The sequence below is a fragment of the Mycobacterium botniense genome, assembly GCF_010723305.1.
Lineage (GTDB): Bacteria > Actinomycetota > Actinomycetes > Mycobacteriales > Mycobacteriaceae > Mycobacterium > Mycobacterium botniense.
Genome location: NZ_BLKW01000004.1, coordinates 611,927 through 632,021 on the forward strand (window position 1 = coordinate 611,927; position 20,095 = coordinate 632,021).

Annotated in this window: 17 protein-coding genes and 2 tRNA genes; 12 read left to right on the forward strand and 7 right to left on the reverse strand. The window is 65.9% G+C overall.

Going from position 1 to position 20,095, the window contains the following annotated elements; translation table 11 throughout:
* Window positions 1-382: 382 nt before the first annotated feature.
* Window positions 383-455, reverse strand: a tRNA-His gene (locus G6N08_RS12935).
* Window positions 456-507: 52 nt separating this feature from the next.
* The gene (orn, locus tag G6N08_RS12940; RefSeq protein ID WP_163760570.1) at window positions 508-1,155 is read right to left on the reverse strand and encodes an oligoribonuclease; all 648 of its coding nucleotides are present in this window, start codon (window positions 1,153-1,155) and stop codon (window positions 508-510) included.
* A 103-nt stretch (window positions 1,156-1,258) separates the two neighbouring features.
* Between orn and G6N08_RS12945 the strand changes: the two genes are divergently transcribed.
* Window positions 1,259-2,800 (forward strand): helicase HerA-like domain-containing protein, encoded by a 1,542-nt coding sequence (locus tag G6N08_RS12945; protein WP_163757873.1) that lies wholly within the window; start codon window positions 1,259-1,261, stop codon window positions 2,798-2,800.
* A 5-nt stretch (window positions 2,801-2,805) separates the two neighbouring features.
* Here G6N08_RS12945 and cmrA read toward each other — a convergent pair whose 3' ends face one another.
* Window positions 2,806-3,609 carry a mycolate reductase gene (cmrA, locus tag G6N08_RS12950; protein WP_163757875.1) on the reverse strand — a complete coding sequence of 268 codons (804 nt, stop codon included), beginning with the start codon at window positions 3,607-3,609 and terminating at the stop codon, window positions 2,806-2,808.
* A 293-nt stretch (window positions 3,610-3,902) separates the two neighbouring features.
* Between cmrA and G6N08_RS12955 the strand changes: the two genes are divergently transcribed.
* Both G6N08_RS12955 and G6N08_RS12960 read left to right on the forward strand, forming a co-directional pair.
* Window positions 3,903-4,973, forward strand: coding sequence for an IS110 family RNA-guided transposase (locus G6N08_RS12955; protein WP_218033376.1), 1,071 nt, complete (start codon window positions 3,903-3,905; stop codon window positions 4,971-4,973).
* Window positions 4,974-4,987: 14 nt separating this feature from the next.
* Complete coding sequence (locus G6N08_RS12960; RefSeq protein ID WP_163757879.1) at window positions 4,988-6,322, forward strand: MFS transporter; 1,335 nt, start codon at window positions 4,988-4,990, stop codon at window positions 6,320-6,322.
* Here G6N08_RS12960 and G6N08_RS12965 read toward each other — a convergent pair.
* Together G6N08_RS12965 and G6N08_RS12970 are read right to left on the reverse strand one after the other, a co-directional pair.
* Window positions 6,319-7,059, reverse strand: coding sequence for an MmpS family transport accessory protein (locus tag G6N08_RS12965; RefSeq protein WP_163757881.1), 741 nt, complete (start codon window positions 7,057-7,059; stop codon window positions 6,319-6,321). The two genes, G6N08_RS12960 and G6N08_RS12965, sit on opposite strands and share 4 nt — an antisense overlap.
* 129 nt (window positions 7,060-7,188) lie before the next feature.
* Complete coding sequence (locus tag G6N08_RS12970) at window positions 7,189-7,827, reverse strand: SACE_7040 family transcriptional regulator (protein WP_163757882.1); 639 nt, start codon at window positions 7,825-7,827, stop codon at window positions 7,189-7,191.
* Between the two features lie 88 nt (window positions 7,828-7,915).
* On the opposite strand from G6N08_RS12970, the gene G6N08_RS12975 reads away from it, so the two are divergent.
* The 8 genes from G6N08_RS12975 (at window position 7,916) to G6N08_RS13010 (ending at window position 17,501) form a co-directional block, all read left to right on the forward strand.
* Window positions 7,916-9,490, forward strand: coding sequence for a carboxyl transferase domain-containing protein (locus G6N08_RS12975; RefSeq protein WP_163757884.1), 1,575 nt, complete (start codon window positions 7,916-7,918; stop codon window positions 9,488-9,490).
* Window positions 9,491-9,495: 5 nt separating this feature from the next.
* Window positions 9,496-11,490 (forward strand): acetyl/propionyl/methylcrotonyl-CoA carboxylase subunit alpha, encoded by a 1,995-nt coding sequence (locus G6N08_RS12980; RefSeq protein ID WP_163757886.1) that lies wholly within the window; start codon window positions 9,496-9,498, stop codon window positions 11,488-11,490.
* A complete protein-coding gene (locus G6N08_RS12985) occupies window positions 11,487-12,647 on the forward strand; it encodes an acyl-CoA dehydrogenase family protein (protein WP_163757888.1) in 1,161 nt (386 codons plus the stop codon). The genes G6N08_RS12980 and G6N08_RS12985 overlap by 4 nt, the downstream gene beginning before the upstream one ends.
* Window positions 12,644-13,147 carry a MaoC family dehydratase gene (locus tag G6N08_RS12990; protein WP_163757890.1) on the forward strand — a complete coding sequence of 168 codons (504 nt, stop codon included), beginning with the start codon at window positions 12,644-12,646 and terminating at the stop codon, window positions 13,145-13,147. Before G6N08_RS12985 ends, G6N08_RS12990 begins: the two co-directional genes overlap by 4 nt.
* Window positions 13,147-13,968 carry an HpcH/HpaI aldolase/citrate lyase family protein gene (locus tag G6N08_RS12995; protein WP_163757892.1) on the forward strand — a complete coding sequence of 274 codons (822 nt, stop codon included), beginning with the start codon at window positions 13,147-13,149 and terminating at the stop codon, window positions 13,966-13,968. The genes G6N08_RS12990 and G6N08_RS12995 overlap by 1 nt, the downstream gene beginning before the upstream one ends.
* 132 nt (window positions 13,969-14,100) lie before the next feature.
* On the forward strand, window positions 14,101-15,192 hold the full coding sequence (gene pdhA, locus G6N08_RS13000) for a pyruvate dehydrogenase (acetyl-transferring) E1 component subunit alpha (protein WP_163757894.1): 1,092 nt from the start codon (window positions 14,101-14,103) through the stop codon (window positions 15,190-15,192).
* A complete protein-coding gene (gene bkdB / locus G6N08_RS13005; protein WP_163757896.1) occupies window positions 15,193-16,245 on the forward strand; it encodes a 3-methyl-2-oxobutanoate dehydrogenase subunit beta in 1,053 nt (350 codons plus the stop codon).
* Window positions 16,242-17,501 (forward strand): dihydrolipoamide acetyltransferase family protein, encoded by a 1,260-nt coding sequence (locus tag G6N08_RS13010; RefSeq protein ID WP_163757898.1) that lies wholly within the window; start codon window positions 16,242-16,244, stop codon window positions 17,499-17,501. The genes bkdB and G6N08_RS13010 overlap by 4 nt, the downstream gene beginning before the upstream one ends.
* Before the next feature lie 65 nt (window positions 17,502-17,566).
* On the opposite strand, the gene G6N08_RS13015 is transcribed toward G6N08_RS13010, so the two are convergent.
* The gene (locus tag G6N08_RS13015) at window positions 17,567-18,376 is read right to left on the reverse strand and encodes an enoyl-CoA hydratase (RefSeq protein ID WP_163757900.1); all 810 of its coding nucleotides are present in this window, start codon (window positions 18,374-18,376) and stop codon (window positions 17,567-17,569) included.
* 39 nt (window positions 18,377-18,415) lie between these two features.
* Window positions 18,416-18,489, reverse strand: a tRNA-Arg gene (locus tag G6N08_RS13020).
* Between the two features lie 200 nt (window positions 18,490-18,689).
* Here G6N08_RS13020 and lipQ point away from each other — a divergent pair.
* Window positions 18,690-19,946 carry an esterase LipQ gene (gene lipQ / locus G6N08_RS13025; protein ID WP_163757902.1) on the forward strand — a complete coding sequence of 419 codons (1,257 nt, stop codon included), beginning with the start codon at window positions 18,690-18,692 and terminating at the stop codon, window positions 19,944-19,946.
* Window positions 19,947-20,095: the final 149 nt, after the last annotated feature.

Here is a 20,095-nt window from a genome sequence, read left to right on the forward strand (position 1 = left end):
TTGCACCTGATGGTGGCCATTGTTGGTCAACTGTGCCGGGGTAGAGGTTGCCCCGGTCCGGATCGCCCGCGCTTCCTGATACCTGCGACGCTCCCCACTGTGGCAAACAGTATTCCTCAGTCGCGAGCCCTGGACAGCGTGGCGTCGACGCTACGGCCACTCGGTGAGGGATCACCCGCTCCCGGCATCCAGGCGGGCTTGGCGCAACGCCACGCGCAGGCTTAACGAAAAGTCCAGGTTAGCGCAACGCTAACGTGTTCGTTTGCGCCTACCAACAGGGGTTTTGCCCCAACTAAGCCGTCGGAAAAGGAAGGAAGAAAAGGAGGGAAGAAAAGGAGGGAAAAGGAAAGGGCCAGAGGGTATAAATCCCCCGACCTGTCGGGGTGAGTGACGGGACTCGAACCCGCGACACCCAGGATCACAACCTGGTGCTCTACCAACTGAACTACACTCACCATGGTCGCCGGTCGGCCGGTTCGCCGGTACCGATGGGCGGCGACGTCGATATTAACCGCTTGGGCGCTCAGCGGCAGAATCAGTCCCGTCCGGCGTGGCCGCCACACCCCCCAGTTCGGCGGCGATCGCGGCGATGTCGCTGGTAGAAGGCCCGGGCGGGGGCACGAATGCGGTGCGCCGGTAGAACTGCAGTTCGCGGATGGATTCGTGAATGTCGGCGAGCGCCCGATGCGCGAGTCCCTTCGCCGGCTGCCCATAGTAGATCCGCGGATACCAGCGCCGGCAGAGTTCCTTGATCGTGCTCACGTCGATCATGCGGTAGTGCAGAAACGAGTCCAGTGCGGGCATATCGCGGGCGATGAAGGCGCGGTCGGTGGCGATCGAATTGCCCGCCAGCGGGGCGGTCTTGGGTTGCTTGACGTGCTCGCGGATATAGGCGAGCACCATCGTCTCGGCCGTGGCCAGGTCGACGGTGGAGGCCTTCACCTCGTCGATCAGGCCCGAGCGGGCGTGCATGTCGGCGACGACGTCGATCATCGACGCCAGCGCAGCGTCCTCCACGTGGATCACCACGTCGACCCCCTCGCCAAGGATGTTCAGCTCACCATCGGTGACCAGGGCCGCGATCTCGATCAACCGGTCTGAGCGCAGGTTCAGCCCGGTCATCTCGCAGTCGATCCACACCAGTTCGTCATGCACAGCGTTCACAGTAGGCAAACGTTAGCCTTCGCAGCTGCCGGGACGGGCGCCCGCCAAGTAGTGTCAGGGTCTGCCCGCACACTTGGCGAAAGGACGCGGCACCATGAGCTCCGAGTCGAAACCAGACGCTGGATCGGCAGCAACCTCTGCGCGGCAGATCGCGGCCGGCTACCGCGTCGACGGCCAGGCCCTGGAGCTGGGCACGGTCGTCGTCGATGGTACCGCCGAGCCGGGCGCACCGGTCCGTATCCCGCTGGCCACCATCAACAGGCACGGGCTGGTAGCCGGCGCCACCGGCACCGGCAAGACGAAGACCCTGCAGCTGATCGCCGAGCAGCTGTCGGCAGCCGGAGTTCCGGTGCTGATGGCCGACATCAAAGGTGACCTGTCCGGACTGGCCCGCCCGGGTGCGGCCAGCGACAGGATCACCGGGCGCGCAAAGGATACCGGAGACAGCTGGGCGCCGGCAGCTTTTCCGGTGGAGTTCCTGTCGCTGGGGACCAACGGAATCGGTGTCCCGGTCCGGGCCACGATCGCCAGCTTCGGTCCTATTCTGCTGTCAAAGGTGTTGGGACTCAACGCTACCCAGGAGTCCACGCTCGGGCTGATCTTTCACTGGGCCGAACAGCAGAAGCTGCCGCTGCTGGGCCTGAAGGATCTTCGTGCCGTGATCAGCTACCTCACCAGCGAGGCGGGCAAGCCCGAATTGCAGGCGCTGGGGGGAGTTTCCCCGGCTACAGCCGGCGTCATCCTGCGGGCCCTGGTCAACCTGGAAGCCGAGGGCGCCGACACCTTTTTCGGCGAGCCCGAACTCAAGCCGGAGGACCTGTTGCGCGTGGATAGCCAGGGCCGCGGCGTCATCTCGCTCCTCGAACTGGGCGACCAGGCAACTCGCCCGATGCTGTTCTCGACCTTCCTGATGTGGCTGCTGGCCGCACTTTTCAGGTTTTTGCCTGAGGTCGGCGACGTGGACAAACCCAAGCTGGTCTTCTTTTTCGACGAGGCGCATCTGCTGTTCAGCGACGCGTCCAAGGCGTTCCTGGAGCAGGTCGAGCAGACCGTCAAGCTGATCCGCTCCCGGGGTGTTGGCGTGTTTTTCTGCACCCAGTTGCCTACCGACGTACCCAACGAGGTGCTGTCGCAGCTGGGGGCGCGCATCCAGCACGCCCTGCGGGCGTTCACTCCCGACGATCAGAAGGCGTTGACCAAAACCGTCCGCACCTACCCGAAAACCGGTGTCTACGAGTTGGCTTCGGCGCTGACATCGCTGGGCATCGGCGAAGCCATCGTCACCGTGCTGTCCGAGCGGGGTGCCCCGACCCCGGTCGCGTGGACCAGGCTGCGCTCCCCACGCTCGCTGATGGCCGCCATTGGCGATGACGCGATCGCCGCGGCGGCCAAGACCAGCCCGCTGCACGCCACATACGGTCAGACCGTGACCCGGCAAGCGGCCTACGAGATGCTGAGGGCCAAAACAGCCCAAGCCGCCCCGCCTGACCAGCCGTCGAAGGCGTCGAAAAAACCCGCGCCCAAGCGGCCGGGCTGGTTTAAGCGGTTCGTCAATAGCCGCGGTTTTCAGACTTTCTTACGCGCGCTTGCGACCGCGCTCGGGCGCGAATTCATCCGCGGCATGCGGAGGCGATAACGCGTTTATCCGCCCAGCCTCTTGTAGAAGCTCCCCACGATCGGTGCCACGATGGCGCGTGGCGCGTACTGACTGGCCACCGACATGGCCTTCGACGTCAACCCCGGCACGACGCGCATCTTGTTGCGTGTCAGCGCATCCAGCGCGACCCGCGCGGTGTGTTCGGTGGAGATCCACAGGAAATCCGGCACCAGCTTGTCGACCAGCGACGTGTCAACCGGATCCGGCGGCTCGGTGCGCACCGGCCCGGGTGCCAGCAAGGTGACGTGCACACCGGAGCCGCGCAGCTCACCGCGCAGCGATTCGCTGAACGTGTTCACGAACGCCTTGGTGGCGGCATAGGTCGCGTTGTAGGGGATCGGCGAATTGCCCGCCGCCGAGCCGGAGATCAAAATACCGCCGGCGCCGCGCTCGACCATGCCCGGCAACACCGCCAACACCAGATCGTGCACCCCGAGAACATTGAGCTGAACCTGTACCTTTTCGGCTGCCGGGTCAAGAGCGGCGACCGGACCGAAGGTCGCGGTCCCGGCGTTGGCGCACAGGATCGAAATGGGCCGGGCCGCCAGTTCCTCGGCCAGTTTCGCGCGGTCCGCGGCGTCGGTGAGGTCGGCCGGGCGCACCTCGACCGTCACCCGATACGTTTCGGTCAAGCGGGCGGCCAGGGCGTTGAGTACGTCCTCGCGCCGCGCCGTGACGATCAGGCTATGGCCCCGGGCGGCCAGTTCAGTGGCCAGTGCTGCACCGATATTCTGCGAAGCCCCGGTGACCAGGGCCCGGGCGTCGGGGCTGGGAGCAGGGACCGGCATGCGGCAATGGTAGACAAGCCTGTCGACGTGAGCGCGGCGACATGTGGCGCCGAGGGGCCGGCGACCCTCAGACGTTAGAGTGCCGATCAGTGTCAGGGTGAGATGCCGCATGTTGCGGTGGTTGGATCCTGATCACCTGGTGTCTGGCTCGTAGAGTGTCTGCCGCCTTCGGGCTGGCGTGCATGGGTTTTGTCGGCATCAGGTGTGAAGGACCGGCCGGCGTGACTTGATAGGAGCGTGGCATCCGCCCCGACTGAGATGTGTCCGCCGACCGGCCCAACCGTCACCTCACAGTGAAGGAGGCAACCACCATGGTTGTTGTTGGAGCCGATGTACACAAGCGCACGCACACGTTCGTCGCGGTCGATGAGGCCGGGCGCAAGCTGGCCGAGAAGGTTGTCAAGGCCACTACTGCAGGTCATGCCGAGGCGGTGATGTGGGCCCGAGAAAGCTTCGGGCCAGAGGTGGTGTGGGCGATCGAGGATTGCCGGCATCTGTCGGCCCGGTTAGAGCGTGATCTGATGGGCTTTGGTCAGTCGGTGGTGCGGGTGCCGCCGAAGTTGATGGCCCAAACGCGGGCTAGCGCACGCACCCGGGGCAAGTCTGATCCAATCGACGCCTTAGCAGTCGCGCGCGGTTTTCTGCGTGAACCCGATCTGCCGGTCGCCTCCCATGATGAGGTGTCGCGGGAGTTGAAGTTGTTGGTGGATCGCCGGGAAGTCCTTGTGGCGCAACGCACTGCCACCATCAACCGGCTGTTGTGGCGGGTGCACGAGCTCGACCCCGACCACGCGCCCAAAGCCCGTTCGCTGGATCTGGCCAAGCACCGCCGGATTCTCGGCGATTGGCTTGCCACGGTGCCTGGCCTGGTCGCTGAGTTGGCGCGCGACGAGCTAGCCGACATCATCCGACTCACCGAGACCATCAACGCCTTGACCAAGCGCATCGGACAGCGAGTTCGCCACGTCGCCCCGGTGCTGCTTGCTCTTCCAGGCTGCGGGGAGCTGACCGCGGCCAAACTCGTCGGAGAAACCGCCGGGGTGACCCGGTTCAAAAGCGCGGCCGCCTTCGCGCGCCATGCCGGGGTGGCGCCTGTCCCGGTGTGGTCGGGAAACACTGCCGGTCGCGTGCGCATGACCCGCTCGGGCAACCGCCAACTCAACGCCGCCCTGCATCGCATCGCCGTAACCCAGATCCGTCTCAACGGCCTTGGGCAGGTTTACTACCGGAAGCGGCTAGCCGACAGCGATTCCACCACCGAAGCCCTGCGCTGCCTCAAACGCCGCTTGGCCCGCGTCGTCTTCGGCCACCTCCAGACCGACGAACAGAACCGTCAACAGTCTTGCCAACCGGCAGCGGCTTGACATAGGAGAAACCCATGACCACCCCCTGGCCAGATTTACGAACGCCTGAGCGAACGTGGGTGCTGGCGTGGGCGTCATGGGACTGCGGTTCTACCGGTCTGACCGCGATCGTGGTGACGTTTGTCTTCTCGGTCTACCTGACTGGCAGCGTGGGCGAGGGCGCTCCGGGAGGTGCCACACCGGCCAGTTGGTTGGGCCGCGCATTAACCATCGCCGGACTGACCATCGCACTGGCGGCGCCCGTGATCGGGGTGTGGGTGGAGGCACCGCAACGACGGCGGACAGCGCTGGCGGTTCTGACCGCTCTCGCGGTGCTACTGACGTGCGCGATGAGCCTCATCCGAGCTAACCCGAGTTACCTGTGGGCGGGCCTGGCGCTGCTCGCGGGCACGGCGGCATGCGGTGACTTGGCCAGCGTCCCCTATAACGCGATGCTGCGCCAATTGTCGACGCCGCAGACCTCGGGCCGCATTTCTGGGTTCGGATGGGCGTCCGGCTACGTCGGAAGCGTTCTGCTGCTGCTGGTGGTCTATCTGGGGTTCATCTCTGGGACTGGCGCGTCGCGCGGGTTGCTGCACGTGCCCGTCCGCGACGGCCTTAACGTTCGGGCAGCGATGTTGATGGCGGCCGCGTGGTTGGCGGTGTTTGCGCTGCCACTACTGTTGACCGCACACCGGCTGCCGGTGCTCGACGAGGTCTCCCACCCGGCATCGGGGATACTGGGCGGCTACCGCAAGTTGTGGCATGAGATCACCGCGGAATGGCGGCGTGACCGCAACCTGGTCTATTTCTTGCTGGCCAGCGCGGTCTTCCGCGACGGTCTGGCCGGGGTGTTCACCTTCGGCGCGGTGCTCGGGGTTAACGTATACGGCCTCTCACAAGCCGATGTGCTCATATTCGGGGTGATGGCGAGCGTGGTGGCCGCGCTGGGTGCGGTATTGGGTGGTTTGGTCGACGACCGGCTCGGATCCAAACGGGTCATCGTGGCGTCTCTGGGCGCGATCATCGCATTAGGGCTGACCCTGATGACGCTTTCCGGAGCGCGCGCGTTCTGGGTGTGCGGGCTGCTGCTGTGTCTGTTTATCGGCCCCTCGCAATCCTCGGCTCGCACCTTGCTGTTGAGGATGGCGCGGGACGGCAAAGAAGGGGTGGCGTTCGGTCTGTACACCATGACGGGCAGGGCGGTGTCGTTCCTGGCGCCATGGCTGTTCTCGGTCTTCGTCGATGTGTGCGGCGCAGTGCGCGCCGGTATGGCGGGGCTCTGCCTGGTGCTGGGCCTTGGGCTGCTGGCGATGCTGGGCGTGCGGGCCCCGCGGGAAAGTGGTGCACCAGGCCGCGTCGCCGGTTAGCCGCCGGCGCTGCAGATCGTCAAGCCAACGCCGGTGTGCTGACGAACCTGGACACCGTTGACCGTCAGAGAACACGTGACATCGTGACCGATGTTGATGATCGTGACGCTGGCGACATCGTGGCTTGGCAGGCTCACTTCTTTGCTCCACGGCAGCGCGACGTTGAATTCGGTTTGTTTAACACCTCCGCTGTCGGCATAAGTGACACTGATCGCCCGGCCTTCGCCCGTCACGGTGTAGACAACGGTCTGCATTGCCGCGGCGCTGGTCGATTCGGTGGGTGACGTGTTCGTCGGCGCGGCCGTCGTAGGGTTGGTCGTCGTAGGCAGCGGGGCTGTCGACGGCGTCCCGGACAGAGCGGGCCAAGGCGGAACTGCGGTCTGGTTTTTCGCTGAGCCATTGGTGATCACCAGCGCGATGACCAGAGCGACAACCAACAGCAACGCTGCGCCTGCTGCGATCCACAACCATCGCGGCGAGTGAGGACGTCGCGGCGGTCCCGCCTGTTGTGGGGGCTCCCCCGGTTGACCCTGTTGCCAGTAGTGCGGCAGCTGCTCGGTCGGGTTCGGTCCGCCCAGGTCGGGTCCGGGTGCCGAAAGGTGAGTGGGACCCGGCCAATAGCGCGCTTGACCGGCATAGGCCGGGTCGTCCAGCGGATAAGGCCGGTAGAGCCGATCGGTTGGTTCGGGTCCGTGACTGCCCCGATCGGACTGCGCTGGTCGACGCGGATCGGTCATGCCCACCTCATGGGTTGCAGGGTACCCGCGGTGAGAGCGACGATTCTTCGGCGTACCGGGGTTCCCGCCGGGCCGGGACTTCGTGTGGTGCACCGCGCGGTTGGTGCGTCACGGGGTGGGAAGGCCACGTCAGCGGCACGGGTTGCCGATTTGCAGCGCCGCGAGAGTCATCGCCCGCATGATGGCGCGTGACCGCGCCGGCTTACTCTCGGCGGGTTTGACGCTGTGCGGTGTGGAGTTCAACAGACCGAAGACGGCGTGTGCCATCAGCCGCACGTCGGCTTCGCAAAGTTCGGGGTTGAGCTGCTTCAGCACACCCACCCAGATCTCGACATATTGCCGCTGAGCTCTGCGCACCTGCCGTTGGGCTGCCGTCGGCAGATGCGCGAGGTCGCGGTCCTGGATGCGGATAAGGTCCGGCTCGCCCAGGGCGAAGTCGAGATGAAAATCGATGAGCCCGTCCAGCGCAGTGCCCGGGTCCGGCGCTCGGCCGGTCACTTCGCGGGCGCCCGCGAGCAGCCGGGTGCTGATACCCACCAGCAACTCCACCAGCAGCGACTCTTTGTTGGGGAAGTGCCGGTAGATGGCAGGGCCACTGACACCGGCGGCGGCGCCAATATCCTCAAGCCGCACCGCCAGGAATCCGCGTTCGGCGAATAACCGCTCAGCGGCCGAGAGCAGCTGCAAACGGCGGCCGGACTTCAACTGGCTGCGACGATTAGCGGCCCCAGACTGCTCATCGTGGCCCGCTGGGGCGGGTGCTCGCATCACGCTCTCCGTCATTTCTGGACACGTCGGTTAATCCCCACTAACATAACACGAGTTAGTCGTCATTAACTCGGCTTTGGGTCATCGGATGGGCTTGTCGTCGGCAAACCGCGACGCGCACTTGGCGCTGGTGTCGCAGCTGCGCGACAAGCTCGCCGCCGCCGCACTGGGCGGGCCGGAACGCGCTCGCGCCCGGCATGTGGGGCGAGGCAAACTGCTGCCCCGCGATCGGGTGGACGGCCTGCTCGACCCGGGCAGCCCGTTTCTGGAAGTGGCACCGCTGGCCGCCGATGGCATGTATGACGACGAGTGTCCCGCTGCCGGCATCATCACCGGGATTGGCCGGGTCTCCGGTCGGGAATGCATGATCGTGGCCAACGACGCCACGGTCAAAGGCGGCACCTATTATCCGATCACGGTCAAAAAGCATCTGCGGGCCCAGGAGATCGCTGGGCAGAACCGGTTGCCGTGTATCTATCTCGTCGACTCGGGCGGCGCGTTCCTGCCGCGGCAAGACGAGGTGTTTCCTGACCGGGATCATTTCGGCCGGATCTTCTACAACCAGGCCAAGCTCAGCGCCGAGGGCATTCCGCAGATTGCCGCTGTGCTCGGATCGTGCACGGCGGGCGGCGCTTACGTGCCGGCGATGAGCGATGAGGCGGTGATCGTCCGCGATCAGGGCACGATCTTTCTGGGCGGGCCCCCGCTGGTGAAGGCCGCCACCGGTGAGGTGGTTACCGCCGAGGAGCTTGGCGGCGGGGAGCTGCACTCGAAGATCTCCGGGGTCACCGATCATCTGGCCCATGACGACCGCGACGCACTGCGCATTATCCGGCGGATCGTCGCGACGCTGGGCCCGCGGGAACCGCGGCTGTGGGATGTGGTGCCGAGTGCCGACCCGATCGCTGAGCAGACCGAGCTCTATGATGTGGTGCCCGTCGACGCCCGGACTCCCTACGACGTCCACGAGGTAATCATCCGCATCGTCGACAGCGGCGATTTCGCCGAATTCAAAGCCGATTACGGCAGCACGCTGGTCACCGGGTTCGCCCGGATCCATGGACACCCGGTGGGAATCGTCGCCAACAATGGCGTTTTGTTTTCCGAATCCGCTTTAAAGGGCGCACATTTCATCGAGTTGTGCGACAAGCGCATGGTGCCGCTGCTGTTCTTGCAGAACATTTCGGGCTTCATGGTGGGCCGCGACTACGAGGCTGGTGGGATCGCCAAACACGGGGCCAAGATGGTGACCGCGGTAGCCTGCGCGCGGGTGCCCAAGCTGACCGTCGTCATTGGGGGGTCCTACGGAGCCGGCAACTACTCGATGTGCGGGCGTGCGTATTCGCCGCGTTTCCTGTGGATGTGGCCCAATGCCCGGATCTCGGTCATGGGCGGCGAGCAGGCCGCTTCGGTGCTGGCGACGGTGCGCGCGGAGGCGTTGGAGGCCGCCGGTACACCGTGGTCTGAGCAGGAGCAGGAGCAGTTCAAAGCGCCCATCCGCGCACAATACGAGCACCAGGGCAATCCCTACTATTCGACAGCTCGACTCTGGGATGACGGTGTGATCGACCCTGCTGATACCAGAACAGTTGTGGGACTGGCGCTTGCGATAACCGCGAATGCACCTGTTGAGCCGGTCTCCTACGGCGTCTTCCGGATGTGATCACGATGAACTTCGGCACCGTGCTGATCGCCAACCGGGGGGAGATCGCTGTCCGGGTGATCCGGACCTGCAAGAAGATGGGCCTCCGCTCGGTGGCGGTTTACAGTGACGCCGACGCTGACGCACGCCATGTCGCGGAAGCCGACGTTGCTGTGCGGATCGGGCCGGCGCCGGCCCGTGAGAGCTACTTGAACATCGCCGCGGTGGTGGAGGCAGCTGTGCGCACCGGCGCGCAGGCAGTACATCCCGGGTACGGATTTCTTTCGGAAAACGCTGATTTCGCGACAGCGCTGGCATCTGCTGGCGTGATATTCATCGGTCCGCCGGTCGCGGCTATCCGTACCATGGGTGACAAGATCACCGCCAAGGCCACGGTATCGGCGTTCGGCGTTCCCGTGGTTCCCGGTATCGCACGGCCCGGGCTGACCGATGCCGAACTGGCCGCTGCCGCCGACGAGATCGGCTATCCCGTGTTGGTCAAGCCGTCCGCCGGGGGTGGCGGCAAGGGAATGCGCCTGGTGGAACGACCCGGCGACCTGGCCGCCGCCCTGGCCGCGGCCCGGCGCGAATCGGCTGCCGCATTCGGCGACGACACCCTGTTTCTGGAACGCTTCGTGCTGCGCCCCAGGCACATCGAGGTGCAGGTGCTGGCGGACAGCTACGGCAATGTCATCCACCTCGGCGAACGGGAGTGCAGTCTGCAACGCCGGCACCAGAAGGTCATCGAAGAGGCGCCCTCACCATTGCTCGACACCGGCACCCGCGCCCGGATCGGTGCGGCCGCCTGCGACACCGCCCGCAGTGTGGACTACGTCGGCGCCGGCACGGTGGAGTTCATCGTTTCCGCTGACTGCCCGGATGAGTTCTTTTTCATGGAGATGAACACCCGGCTGCAGGTGGAGCACCCGGTCACCGAGATGGTGACCGGATGGGATCTGGTTGAGTGGCAGATCCGTATCGCGGCGGGGGAGAAGCTGACGGCGGCCGACATCGCGCACCACGGACACGCGGTCGAGGCACGAATCTACGCCGAAGACCCTGCCCGCGGTTTCCTGCCCACCGGCGGTAGCGTGCTGGAGCTGGTGGAGCCCAAGGGCCCGGGGGTGCGAGTCGATTCGGGCCTGCGCGCCGGAATGGTCATCGGCACCGAGTATGACCCGATGCTGGCCAAGGTCATTGCCCACGGCCCGGATCGGCTGGCTGCGCTGCGGGCACTCGATACGGCGCTGGCAGACACCGCGGTGCTCGGCGTGGTGACCAACGTCGAGTTCGTGCGGTTCTTGCTGGCCGACCCCGAGGTGGTCGCCGGGCGGCTGGACACCGGGCTGTTGGATCGGCGAGCGGGCGACTTCGCCGCGGCCACACCAACAGACGAACAGTTCATCGCCGCGGCGGTCTATCGGTGGCTGCGGCTCTGGCCGCCGCCGGGAGCCCAACTGTGGGAGATACCGTCGGGGTGGCGCCTGGGCGCCCCAGCGCCGGTGAGCATCCGGTTGCGTGCCGGGGATCGCACCGACCACGTGCATATCACCGGAACCCCCACAGCTGCCGTAGTCCGCGTCGAAAACGGCGAAAACCGTTCGCTGCAGGCTCATCTCGATGGCCGACAGCTGGTACTGACGTTGGACGGAGTGCGCACCGAATACACCGTCGCCGCCGCGGACGACCGGATCTGGCTGGCCGGGGGCGGTGCCGTCGCCGTTCTGCAGGAGGTGCGTGAAGCGCCGGTGCGGCCCGAGGACGAGCACAGGGGCGACGCCGAGCTGACCAGCCCGATGCCCGGAGCTGTGGTGGCGGTCGGGGTCGAAGATGGGGCGTGGGTGCGGGCCGGAACGGTCGTGGTCACGGTGGAGGCGATGAAGATGGAACATGCACTTGCCGCACCCGTCGACGGTGTGGTCGATCTTGCGGTCGCGGTCGGCGATCAGGTGAAGGTGGGCCAACTGTTGGCGCGCATCACCGCCAAGACGAAGGTAGCAGCAGAGGACAGCTCATCATGACCGATTTTCTGGCCACCGGGGCCCTTCCCGACGACTATCAGCAGCTGGCCAAGACGGTGCGCGACTTCGCGCAAAGCGTGGTCGCTGCTGCCGCGGCCCGTCATGACGCGGAGCATTCGTTCCCGTACGAAGTGGTATCGGGCATGGCGGATATGGGCCTGTTCGGTCTGCCCTTTCCGGAGGAGTGGGGCGGCATGGGCGGCGACTATTTCGCGCTATGCCTGGCGCTGGAGGAACTGGGCAAGGTGGATCAAAGCGTGGCCATCACGCTCGAGGCCGCTGTCTCGTTGGGCGCCATGCCGGTGTATCGGTTCGGAACCGAGAAACAGAAGCGAGAGTGGCTGCCGCAGCTGGCCAGTGGTCGTGCTCTGGGCGCGTTCGGGTTGACCGAACCCGGCGGCGGTTCGGATGCGGGGGCCACTAAGACCACCGCGCGGCTCGAGAACGGGCAGTGGGTGATCAACGGGTCCAAGCAATTCATCACCAACTCGGGCACGGAGATCACCAAACTGGTCACCGTCACCGCGGTCACCGGTGAGCAGGGCGGCAAGAAGGAGATCTCCTCGATTGTGGTGCCGGTGCCCACGGCCGGCTTCACCGTCGAACCGGCCTATGACAAAGTCGGATGGCGCGCTTCGGATACCCATCCGCTGACATTTGTCGACGTGCGGGTGCCCGAAGAGAATCTGCTCGGCGAACGCGGTCGCGGCTATGCCAATTTCCTGCGCATTCTCGACGAGGGCCGCATCGCGATTGCCGCGCTGTCCACCGGCGCTGCGCAAGGCTGCGTGGACGAAAGTGTCAAGTACGCGCGCCAGCGTGAGGCGTTCGGCCGGCCTCTCGGTCGTCACCAGCACATCGAGTTCACTATCGCCCGCATGGAGGCCCGTGCCCACACCGCCCGCACCGCTTATTACGACGCCGCGGCGTTGATGCTGGCCGGCAAGCCGTTCAAGAAGCAGGCGGCGATCGCCAAGCTGGTGGCCAGCGAGGCGGCCATGGACAATGCCCGTGATGCCACTCAGATTCACGGCGGCTACGGTTTCATCAACGAGTTCCCGGTCGCCCGCCACTACCGGGACAGCAAGATTTTGGAGATCGGTGAGGGTACCAGCGAAGTGCAGCTGATGCTGATCGCCCGCGAGGTGGGCCTGTGAGCGGCACGGGTGGCGAGCCGCGCGACATCGTCCAGCGCGGACTGTGGTACGAGGAGTTCGACATCGGTGTGCGATATCTGCATCGGCCCGGCCGGACCATCACCGAGGCAGACAATGTGCTGTTCACCACGCTCACGATGAACACCCAGGCGCTGCACCTCGACGCCGCGTTCGCCGACGCCCTGCCGCCGTTTCATCAGCGGCTGGTGAATTCGATGTTCACGCTGTCGACCCTCGTCGGTCTGTCTGTGGCGCAATTGACCCAGGGCACCATCGTCGCAAACCTCGGCTTTTCCGAGATCGCTTTTCCCAAACCGCTTTTTCATGGTGACACGCTGTACGCCGAGACCGTCGTCACCGAAAAACGGGAATCCAGGAGCCGTCCGGGCGAGGGTATCGTGACTTTCGCGCACACCGGGCGTAACCAACACGGGGACATCGTCGCTACCGCGATCCGTAAGACGCTGGTGCGTATGCGGCCGGACCGGGACGGCGGCTGATGGGACTACACAATCCCGGCCCGGCTTGGCTGTTCTGCCCGGCTGATCGCCCGGATCGCTTCGAAAAAGCTTCCACTGCAGCCGATATCGTGATCCTCGACCTTGAAGACGGAGTGGCCGCTGCGGACCGGCCCGCCGCCCGCAAAGCGCTGCTCGAGGTTCCTTTAGACCCGGCCCGCACCGTGGTCCGAATCAACCCGTCCGGCAGCGCCGATCAACAGCTCGACCTGGCCGCCGTGGCTCAGGCAGGGTACGACACCGTCATGTTGCCCAAATGTGAAGCGGCTGAGCATGTCAGCGCATTGGCACCGCTGGAGGTTGTGGTGCTGATCGAATCACCCATGGGTGCGCTCACCGTCGCTGAAAGCGCCGGTGCGGCCAACGCCGTCGCGGTGATGTGGGGCGCTGAGGATCTGTTCGCCGTGCTTGGCGGCACCGCCAACCGTCACCCCGATGGGTCCTACCGGGATGTGGCCCGCCACGTGCGTTCGCAGTCGTTGCTGGCGGCCAAAGCGCATGGCCGCTTAGCGCTGGATTCGGTCTATCTCGACATCAAAGACCTCGACGGGCTGCGTGCCGAGGTGGACGACGCCGTGGCGGTCGGTTTCGACGCGAAGGTCGCCATCCATCCCGGCCAGCTGCCGGTGATACGGGCCGGCTACGCCCCCTCACCCGATCAGGTGCGGTGGGCGCGACACGTCCTGGCCGCGGCCTCCGATCAGCGCGGAGTCTTCGCATTCGAAGGCATAATGGTAGATGCGCCAGTGTTGCGGCGAGCCGAGCGGATCGTGCAGCTGGCGGCCGACTCGGGCTCGTACTAGTCGCGGTCTGGGTTTTGCTGTGGCCCGCCGCACCACCCGCGCCGACAGGGCGGACGTGAGCGTGGCTTGTCGACGGCAGGTCTTGGGACGACATCCGCAGACGGTGTGACCGCCTGATCGAGGGAGGTCGGTATGGGTGAGATGTCCCAGGCGCCGCTGGCCGTCGAGCTCGAGCCGGTGCAGCTGGTCGGTCCGGATGGATCCCCGACGGCAGAAGACCGCTACAGCCGTGACCTTCCCGCCGAGACGTTGTGCTGGCTCTACGAGATGATGGTGGTCACCCGCGACTTGGATACCGAGTTCGTCAACTTGCAGCGCCAGGGTGAACTGGTGCTGTTCACCCCCTGCCGCGGCCAGGAGGCCGCTCAGGTCGGGGCGGCGGCCTGCCTGCGGAAGACTGACTGGCTGTTTCCGCAATACCGTGAACTGGGTGTGTTTCTCGTGCGCGGCATCCCGCCGTGGCATGTGGGGGCGGTGTGGCGCGGAACCTGGCATGGCGGGCTGGAATTCACGAAAAAATGCTGCGCCCCGATATCGGTTCCGGTCGGCACCCAGGCCTTACACGCCGTCGGGGCGGCGATGGCTGCCCAACGCCTCGGCGAGGGCTCGATGACCGTGGCGTTTCTGGGTGACGGCGCCACCAGTGAGGGAGACGTCCACGAGGCGCTGAACTTCGCGGCCGTGTTCGGTGCCCCCTGCGTGTTCTACGTGCAGAACAATCAGTGGGCGATCTCGGTGCCGGTGCGCAAGCAGACCGCGGCACCCTCGATCGCGCACAAGGCGATGGGATACGGGATGCCGGGCATCCGGGTGGACGGCAACGATGTGCTGGCCTGCTACACCGTGATGGCCCGGGCCGCATCCCGGGCCAGGACCGGCGGCGGGCCGACGCTGATCGAAGCGGTCACCTACCGGCTCGGCCCGCACACCACGTCGGATGATCCCACCCGGTACCGGTCCCGGGAAGAAGAGGACCGGTGGGCCGCCCTGGACCCGATACCGCGCTACCGGGCCTATCTGCAGGGGCAGGGCCTGTGGTCGCAGCGGCTGGAGGAACGGGTCAATGCCCGCGCGAAGCGGATGCGGGCCGAACTGCGCGAGGCGGTGGTCAACGCGGCCGATGTCGACATCGACGAGGTATTCACCACGGTGTACGCGGAAATCACGCCCGGGCTGGAAGCCCAACGCCGCCAGTTGCGGGCCGAACTGGCCAGGGAGGCGTGAATGACCCAGATCGCCGATTCCCCGGCCCGTCCGGACATCGCAGTCGCCGTGCCGGTTGCCCCGCCCGTACCCGCCCAACCGTTGACCATGGTCGAAGCGCTCAACCGCGCGTTGCGCGACGCGATGGCCGCCGACGACCGGGTGCTCGTTTTCGGGTTGGATGTGGCTGCCCAGGGCGGCGTCTTCCGGGTGACCGACGGGCTCGCCGAGACATTCGGTGAACACCGCTGCTTCGACACACCGCTGGCCGAGTCCGCGGTGATCGGGATTTCGGTGGGGCTGGCGTTGCGCGGCTTCGTCCCGGTGCCCGAGATCCAGTTCGACGGGTTTACTTACCCGGCCTTCGATCAGATGGTCAGCCACCTGGCGAAGTACCGCACCCGTACCCGCGGCGAAATCGACATGCCGGTCACGGTGCGTATACCGTCATTCGGCGGAATCGGTGCGGTCGAACACCATTCGGACTCCACCGAGTCCTACTGGGCGCACACCGCCGGGCTGAAGGTGGTGGTTCCGTCGACACCGGCCGACGCGTACTGGCTGCTGCGCCACGCCATCGCGTGTCGGGACCCGGTGATGTTCCTGGAACCCAAGCGGCGCTACTGGGGTCGTGATGTCGTCGACACCACCCGGCCGGAGCCGCCGATCGGGCAGGCAACGGTGCGCCGGGCCGGCACCGATGTCACCGTGCTGACCTACGGCAGCATGGTCGCTACGGCTTTGTCTACTGCGGACATCGCTGAGCAACAACAGGGTTGGAGTCTGGAGGTCGTCGATTTGCGGTCGCTGGTACCGCTGGACTTCGACACCGTCGCCGCGTCGATCCGCAAGACCGGGCGCTGCGTGGTGATGCACGAGGGGCCGCGCAGCCTCGGCTACGGGGCGGGTTTGGCCGCGCGTATCCAGGAGGAGATGTTCTACGAACTCGAGGCACCGGTATTGCGGGCCTGCGGGTTCGACACCCCCTATCCGCCGGCGCGGTTGGAGAAGTTGTGGTTACCGGGACCGCGCCGGCTGCTGGACTGTGTTCAGCGTGCGCTGGAGATGCCATGAGCGCCAGCGGAGACAGCGAGCACGTCAAGGTTTTCCGGGTACCCGACCTCGGTGAGGGACTGCAAGAGGTGACGGTGTCGCGCTGGCACGTCGCCGTCGGCGACGACGTCGAGCTCAACCAACCTCTGTGCACGGTCGAGACCGCCAAGGCTGAGGTGGAAATCCCCAGCCCCTACGCCGGCCGGGTCGTTGAAATACACGGCGCGGAAGGCGATGTGCTCAAGGTCGGTGCGCCGCTCATGCGGATCGACACCGCACCCGACGCAGCATCCGCAGCGTCAGCCGCATCAACGACAACCGTCGGCTCGAATGGTGAATCTGTCAGTCGCAGAACAGTTCTCGTGGGTTACGGGGCAGATGATGAGACGGGCGTGAGCCGCACAGCCGAACCCTCGCGCCCAACCCTCGCCGCCCGTCCGAAAGCCAAACCGGCCGTCCGCAAACTTGCTGCCGATCTGCTCGTTGACCTCAACTCGGTGCCTCCCGGGCCGGACGGCATCATCAGCCGGGAAGCCGTGTTGGCGGCGGCCGGACTCGGGGCTGAGCCAGCCGGCGCGAACTATGACGTACTGCCGCTGCGCGGCGTGCACGCCCAGATGGCAGAACGGATGGTGTTGTCGAGAACTCGAATTCCCGACGCCCACGCTAGCGTCGTGGTCGACTGCACCAATCTGTTACAGCTTCGTGAAAAGCTGGATGGGCTGACCGGAAACGAGTTGATCACGCCGTTTGTCCTCACGGTGCGGCTGCTGGTCATCGCGTTGACGCATCACAAGATTTTCAACTCCACCTGGGTGGACAGTGCCAATGGCCCGCAGGTGCACTGCCATCGCTCGGTGCATCTCGGTTTCGCCGTCGCGACGTCTCGCGGTCTACTCGTCCCGGTGGTCGCCGACGCACAGCACAAGACCACGCGCCAACTCGCCGAATGTGTCGCACGGCTTATCCGTGAGGCCCGCGCCGGCACACTGAAACCCGCCGAACTGCAAGGCTCGACGTTCACGGTGTCCAACTACGGTGCGCTCGGGCTCGATGACGCTGTGCCGGTGATCAACTATCCGGAGGCCGCGATCTTGGGGATGGGGTCGCTCAAACCCCGCCCGGCGGCCGTCGACGACGCGATCGTCATCCGACCACAGATGACGTTGACGTGCGCCTTCGACCACCGCATCGCCGACGGAGCACAGGCCGCCCAGTTCCTCGGAGAGCTGCGCCAGCTCATCGAATCACCGGAGACGGCGCTGCTCGACCTGTAACCGCGTTTCCGGTCGGGTGCTCGCGCAACGGGGTCGAAACGTCCGGGCGCCCCAACACCAAGCCGTCACTTGCGGCGAGCAGCGGCCAGCCGGGCCGCGAATTCCGGTGACTGGATCGATTTCGCCTGCGGACCAAGCTCGGCACGCTTGGCCCGTTCGTGCAGCTCACTGTCAACCCACCCCGGGCTCGCGGTGGCGCGCATGGTGGCCTTGGTCGCAAGCACAATCTCGCGAGGCGCGGCCGCGGCCGGCGCGGCCAGCTCCAGCGCGGCGGCGACCGGGTCGTCGGCAAGGTTCAGCGCCAACCCGTGCCGTACCGCGGATTCGGCGTCCAGGCACAGGCCAAACAACATGGCCGCCCGCGCGAGCTGCGGTCCCACCGCCCGCTGCATCATCCAGGTCGCGCCCCCGCCGGGATGCAGTCCCAGCTTGAGGAAGCGCGCATCGAAAACTGCGCCCGGTCCGGCGATACGCACATCGGCGGCGAGCGCCAGGTTCAGGCCGGCCCCGACGGCCGGCCCGTTGACCGCAGCGATGGTCGGCAGCCTGCATTTGCCGACCGCCATGAATCCCTCGTAGATCCGCAGCAGTTCCTCGTCGACTGCCCGGCTCCGCCGTCCTGCCCACCGGGGAGCCCATCGTCGCCGGGCGGCCGCATCGCCCAGGGCGCTGAGGTCGGCGCCGGCGCAGAACGCCGTGCCGGCGCCGGTGACGACGACGGCATGCACGTCGGGGTCAGTCTCGGCGCGCTCCACCGCGGTGCGCAGCGCGGTGGACATCTCCGCGGTGACGGCATTGCGTCGACCCGGATCATTGACGGTGATGAGCGCGATGCGGTTGTCGACGTGGTAGAGAACGAGATCGGCCTGGGTCAACGGTACCTCCGATCCGGTCACAAGCCCCCGCGCAGAACGTGCCCCCGGCAGGAATCGAACCTGCGACCTAGGGATTAGAAGGCCCTTGCTCTATCCAACTGAGCTACGGAGGCAATGCGCAGGTCAGTTTACCCAACGGCACCTCACGTTCAGACCCGGCAGCGCAACACCGGACGAAATGCATTGACGGTGAGAGCGATTCGGCTAGTGTGTGACCGGCGACATAACCATGGGTGACAGTGTGGCCACGGTTAGCCGCCGACGGGAGGGCGACAACGGCGTTCGTGCCCAGACGTCAAGGAGCGGCATCACCATGAGCATAGCCACCGACGTGTCTCACCGGTGCTCGCGAACCGGTGTTCAGGTCCTGCAACACGGACTGCGGCTTGCCGCCGGACCGATCGGCGTGTGCCGCACCAGTGCGCTGCTTTTACGCGGTTGGCCATCGGTGATGGGATGGCTGGCGGGCTGGCTCTCGGCGGAGTTCCCCCCGCACGTGCTCACCGGTCACGCATTGTCGGGATTAGGCCCGTTACCGGTGGCCCGTGTCGCCGCGGGCTGGGCCGGGCAGCGGGCGGACCAGATTCTTACCGCCGCGCTCGAGGAAGGCCTCGGCCCGACCTATCGCGATATGGTCTGCCACCCCCTCGGCGACCATCACGGGTGCGCACGACGCGATGGTTTGCTGCACATGGCCGGGCACCGCCGTCGTTATGCAGCGCAGACGTCCGACATCGGCTACGGGCCAGAGGGCCGCGACAATTCGCTGGACATTTGGCGCCATCCCGGCCAGCGGGGCGCGCCCGCGCCCGTGCTGATTCAGGTGCCTGGTGGGGGATGGTCGATCAACGGCAAACGCGGTCAGGCATATCCGCTGATGAGCCGCATGGTCGAACTCGGCTGGATCTGCGTGTCCATCGACTACCGCAAGAGCCCGCGCCACGCGTGGCCAGCGCACATCATCGACGTGAAGCGGGCGATCGCATGGGTGCGTGACAACATCGCCGACTATGGGGGAGACCCTGACTTCGTCGCGATCACCGGCGGTTCTGCCGGTGCGCACCTGGCGTCGCTGGCCGCGCTGACCGCGGGCGATCCCCGCTTTCAGCCCGGTTTCGAAGCCGCTGACACGGCCGTACAAGCGGCGGTCCCCTTTTACGGCGTCTACGACCTCACCAACGCCACCAGCATGCACGCGATGATGCTGCCTTTTCTGGAGTATGTCGTCATGCAAAAGGGTTACGCCGACAATCCTGAGCTATTCGCATCGGCATCACCGATTTCGCACGCCCACTGTGCATCTCCGCCGTTCTTCATACTGCACGGACAGAACGATGCGGTGATTCCAAGCGCGCAAGCTCAGGCCTTTTGCGCCGCGCTTCGCCGGGCCGGGGCCTCGACGGTGTGCTATGCGGAGCTGCCCAACGCGCACCACGCTTTCGACACGGTCGCCACGGTGCGGTCCCGACTCACCGCGGATGCGGTCGCGGAATTTCTGGGTGTCGCCTACGGGCGGTATGTACGCTCCCGGGCGGGGTGGTTGCCTACGCGGATATCCCCAGCCAGCTGAGCGGTCGCACCGCCACATCTGAAATATCCAATTACACCGAATACCAGGATATTTCGTTATGCAGCTGGCTGGAAGACGGTCGCTCAGCCGGATCCTCACAAATTAGCCCCGCCCTCGCTTCGAGCGGGTTAGCGTGGTGGTGGCGCGAG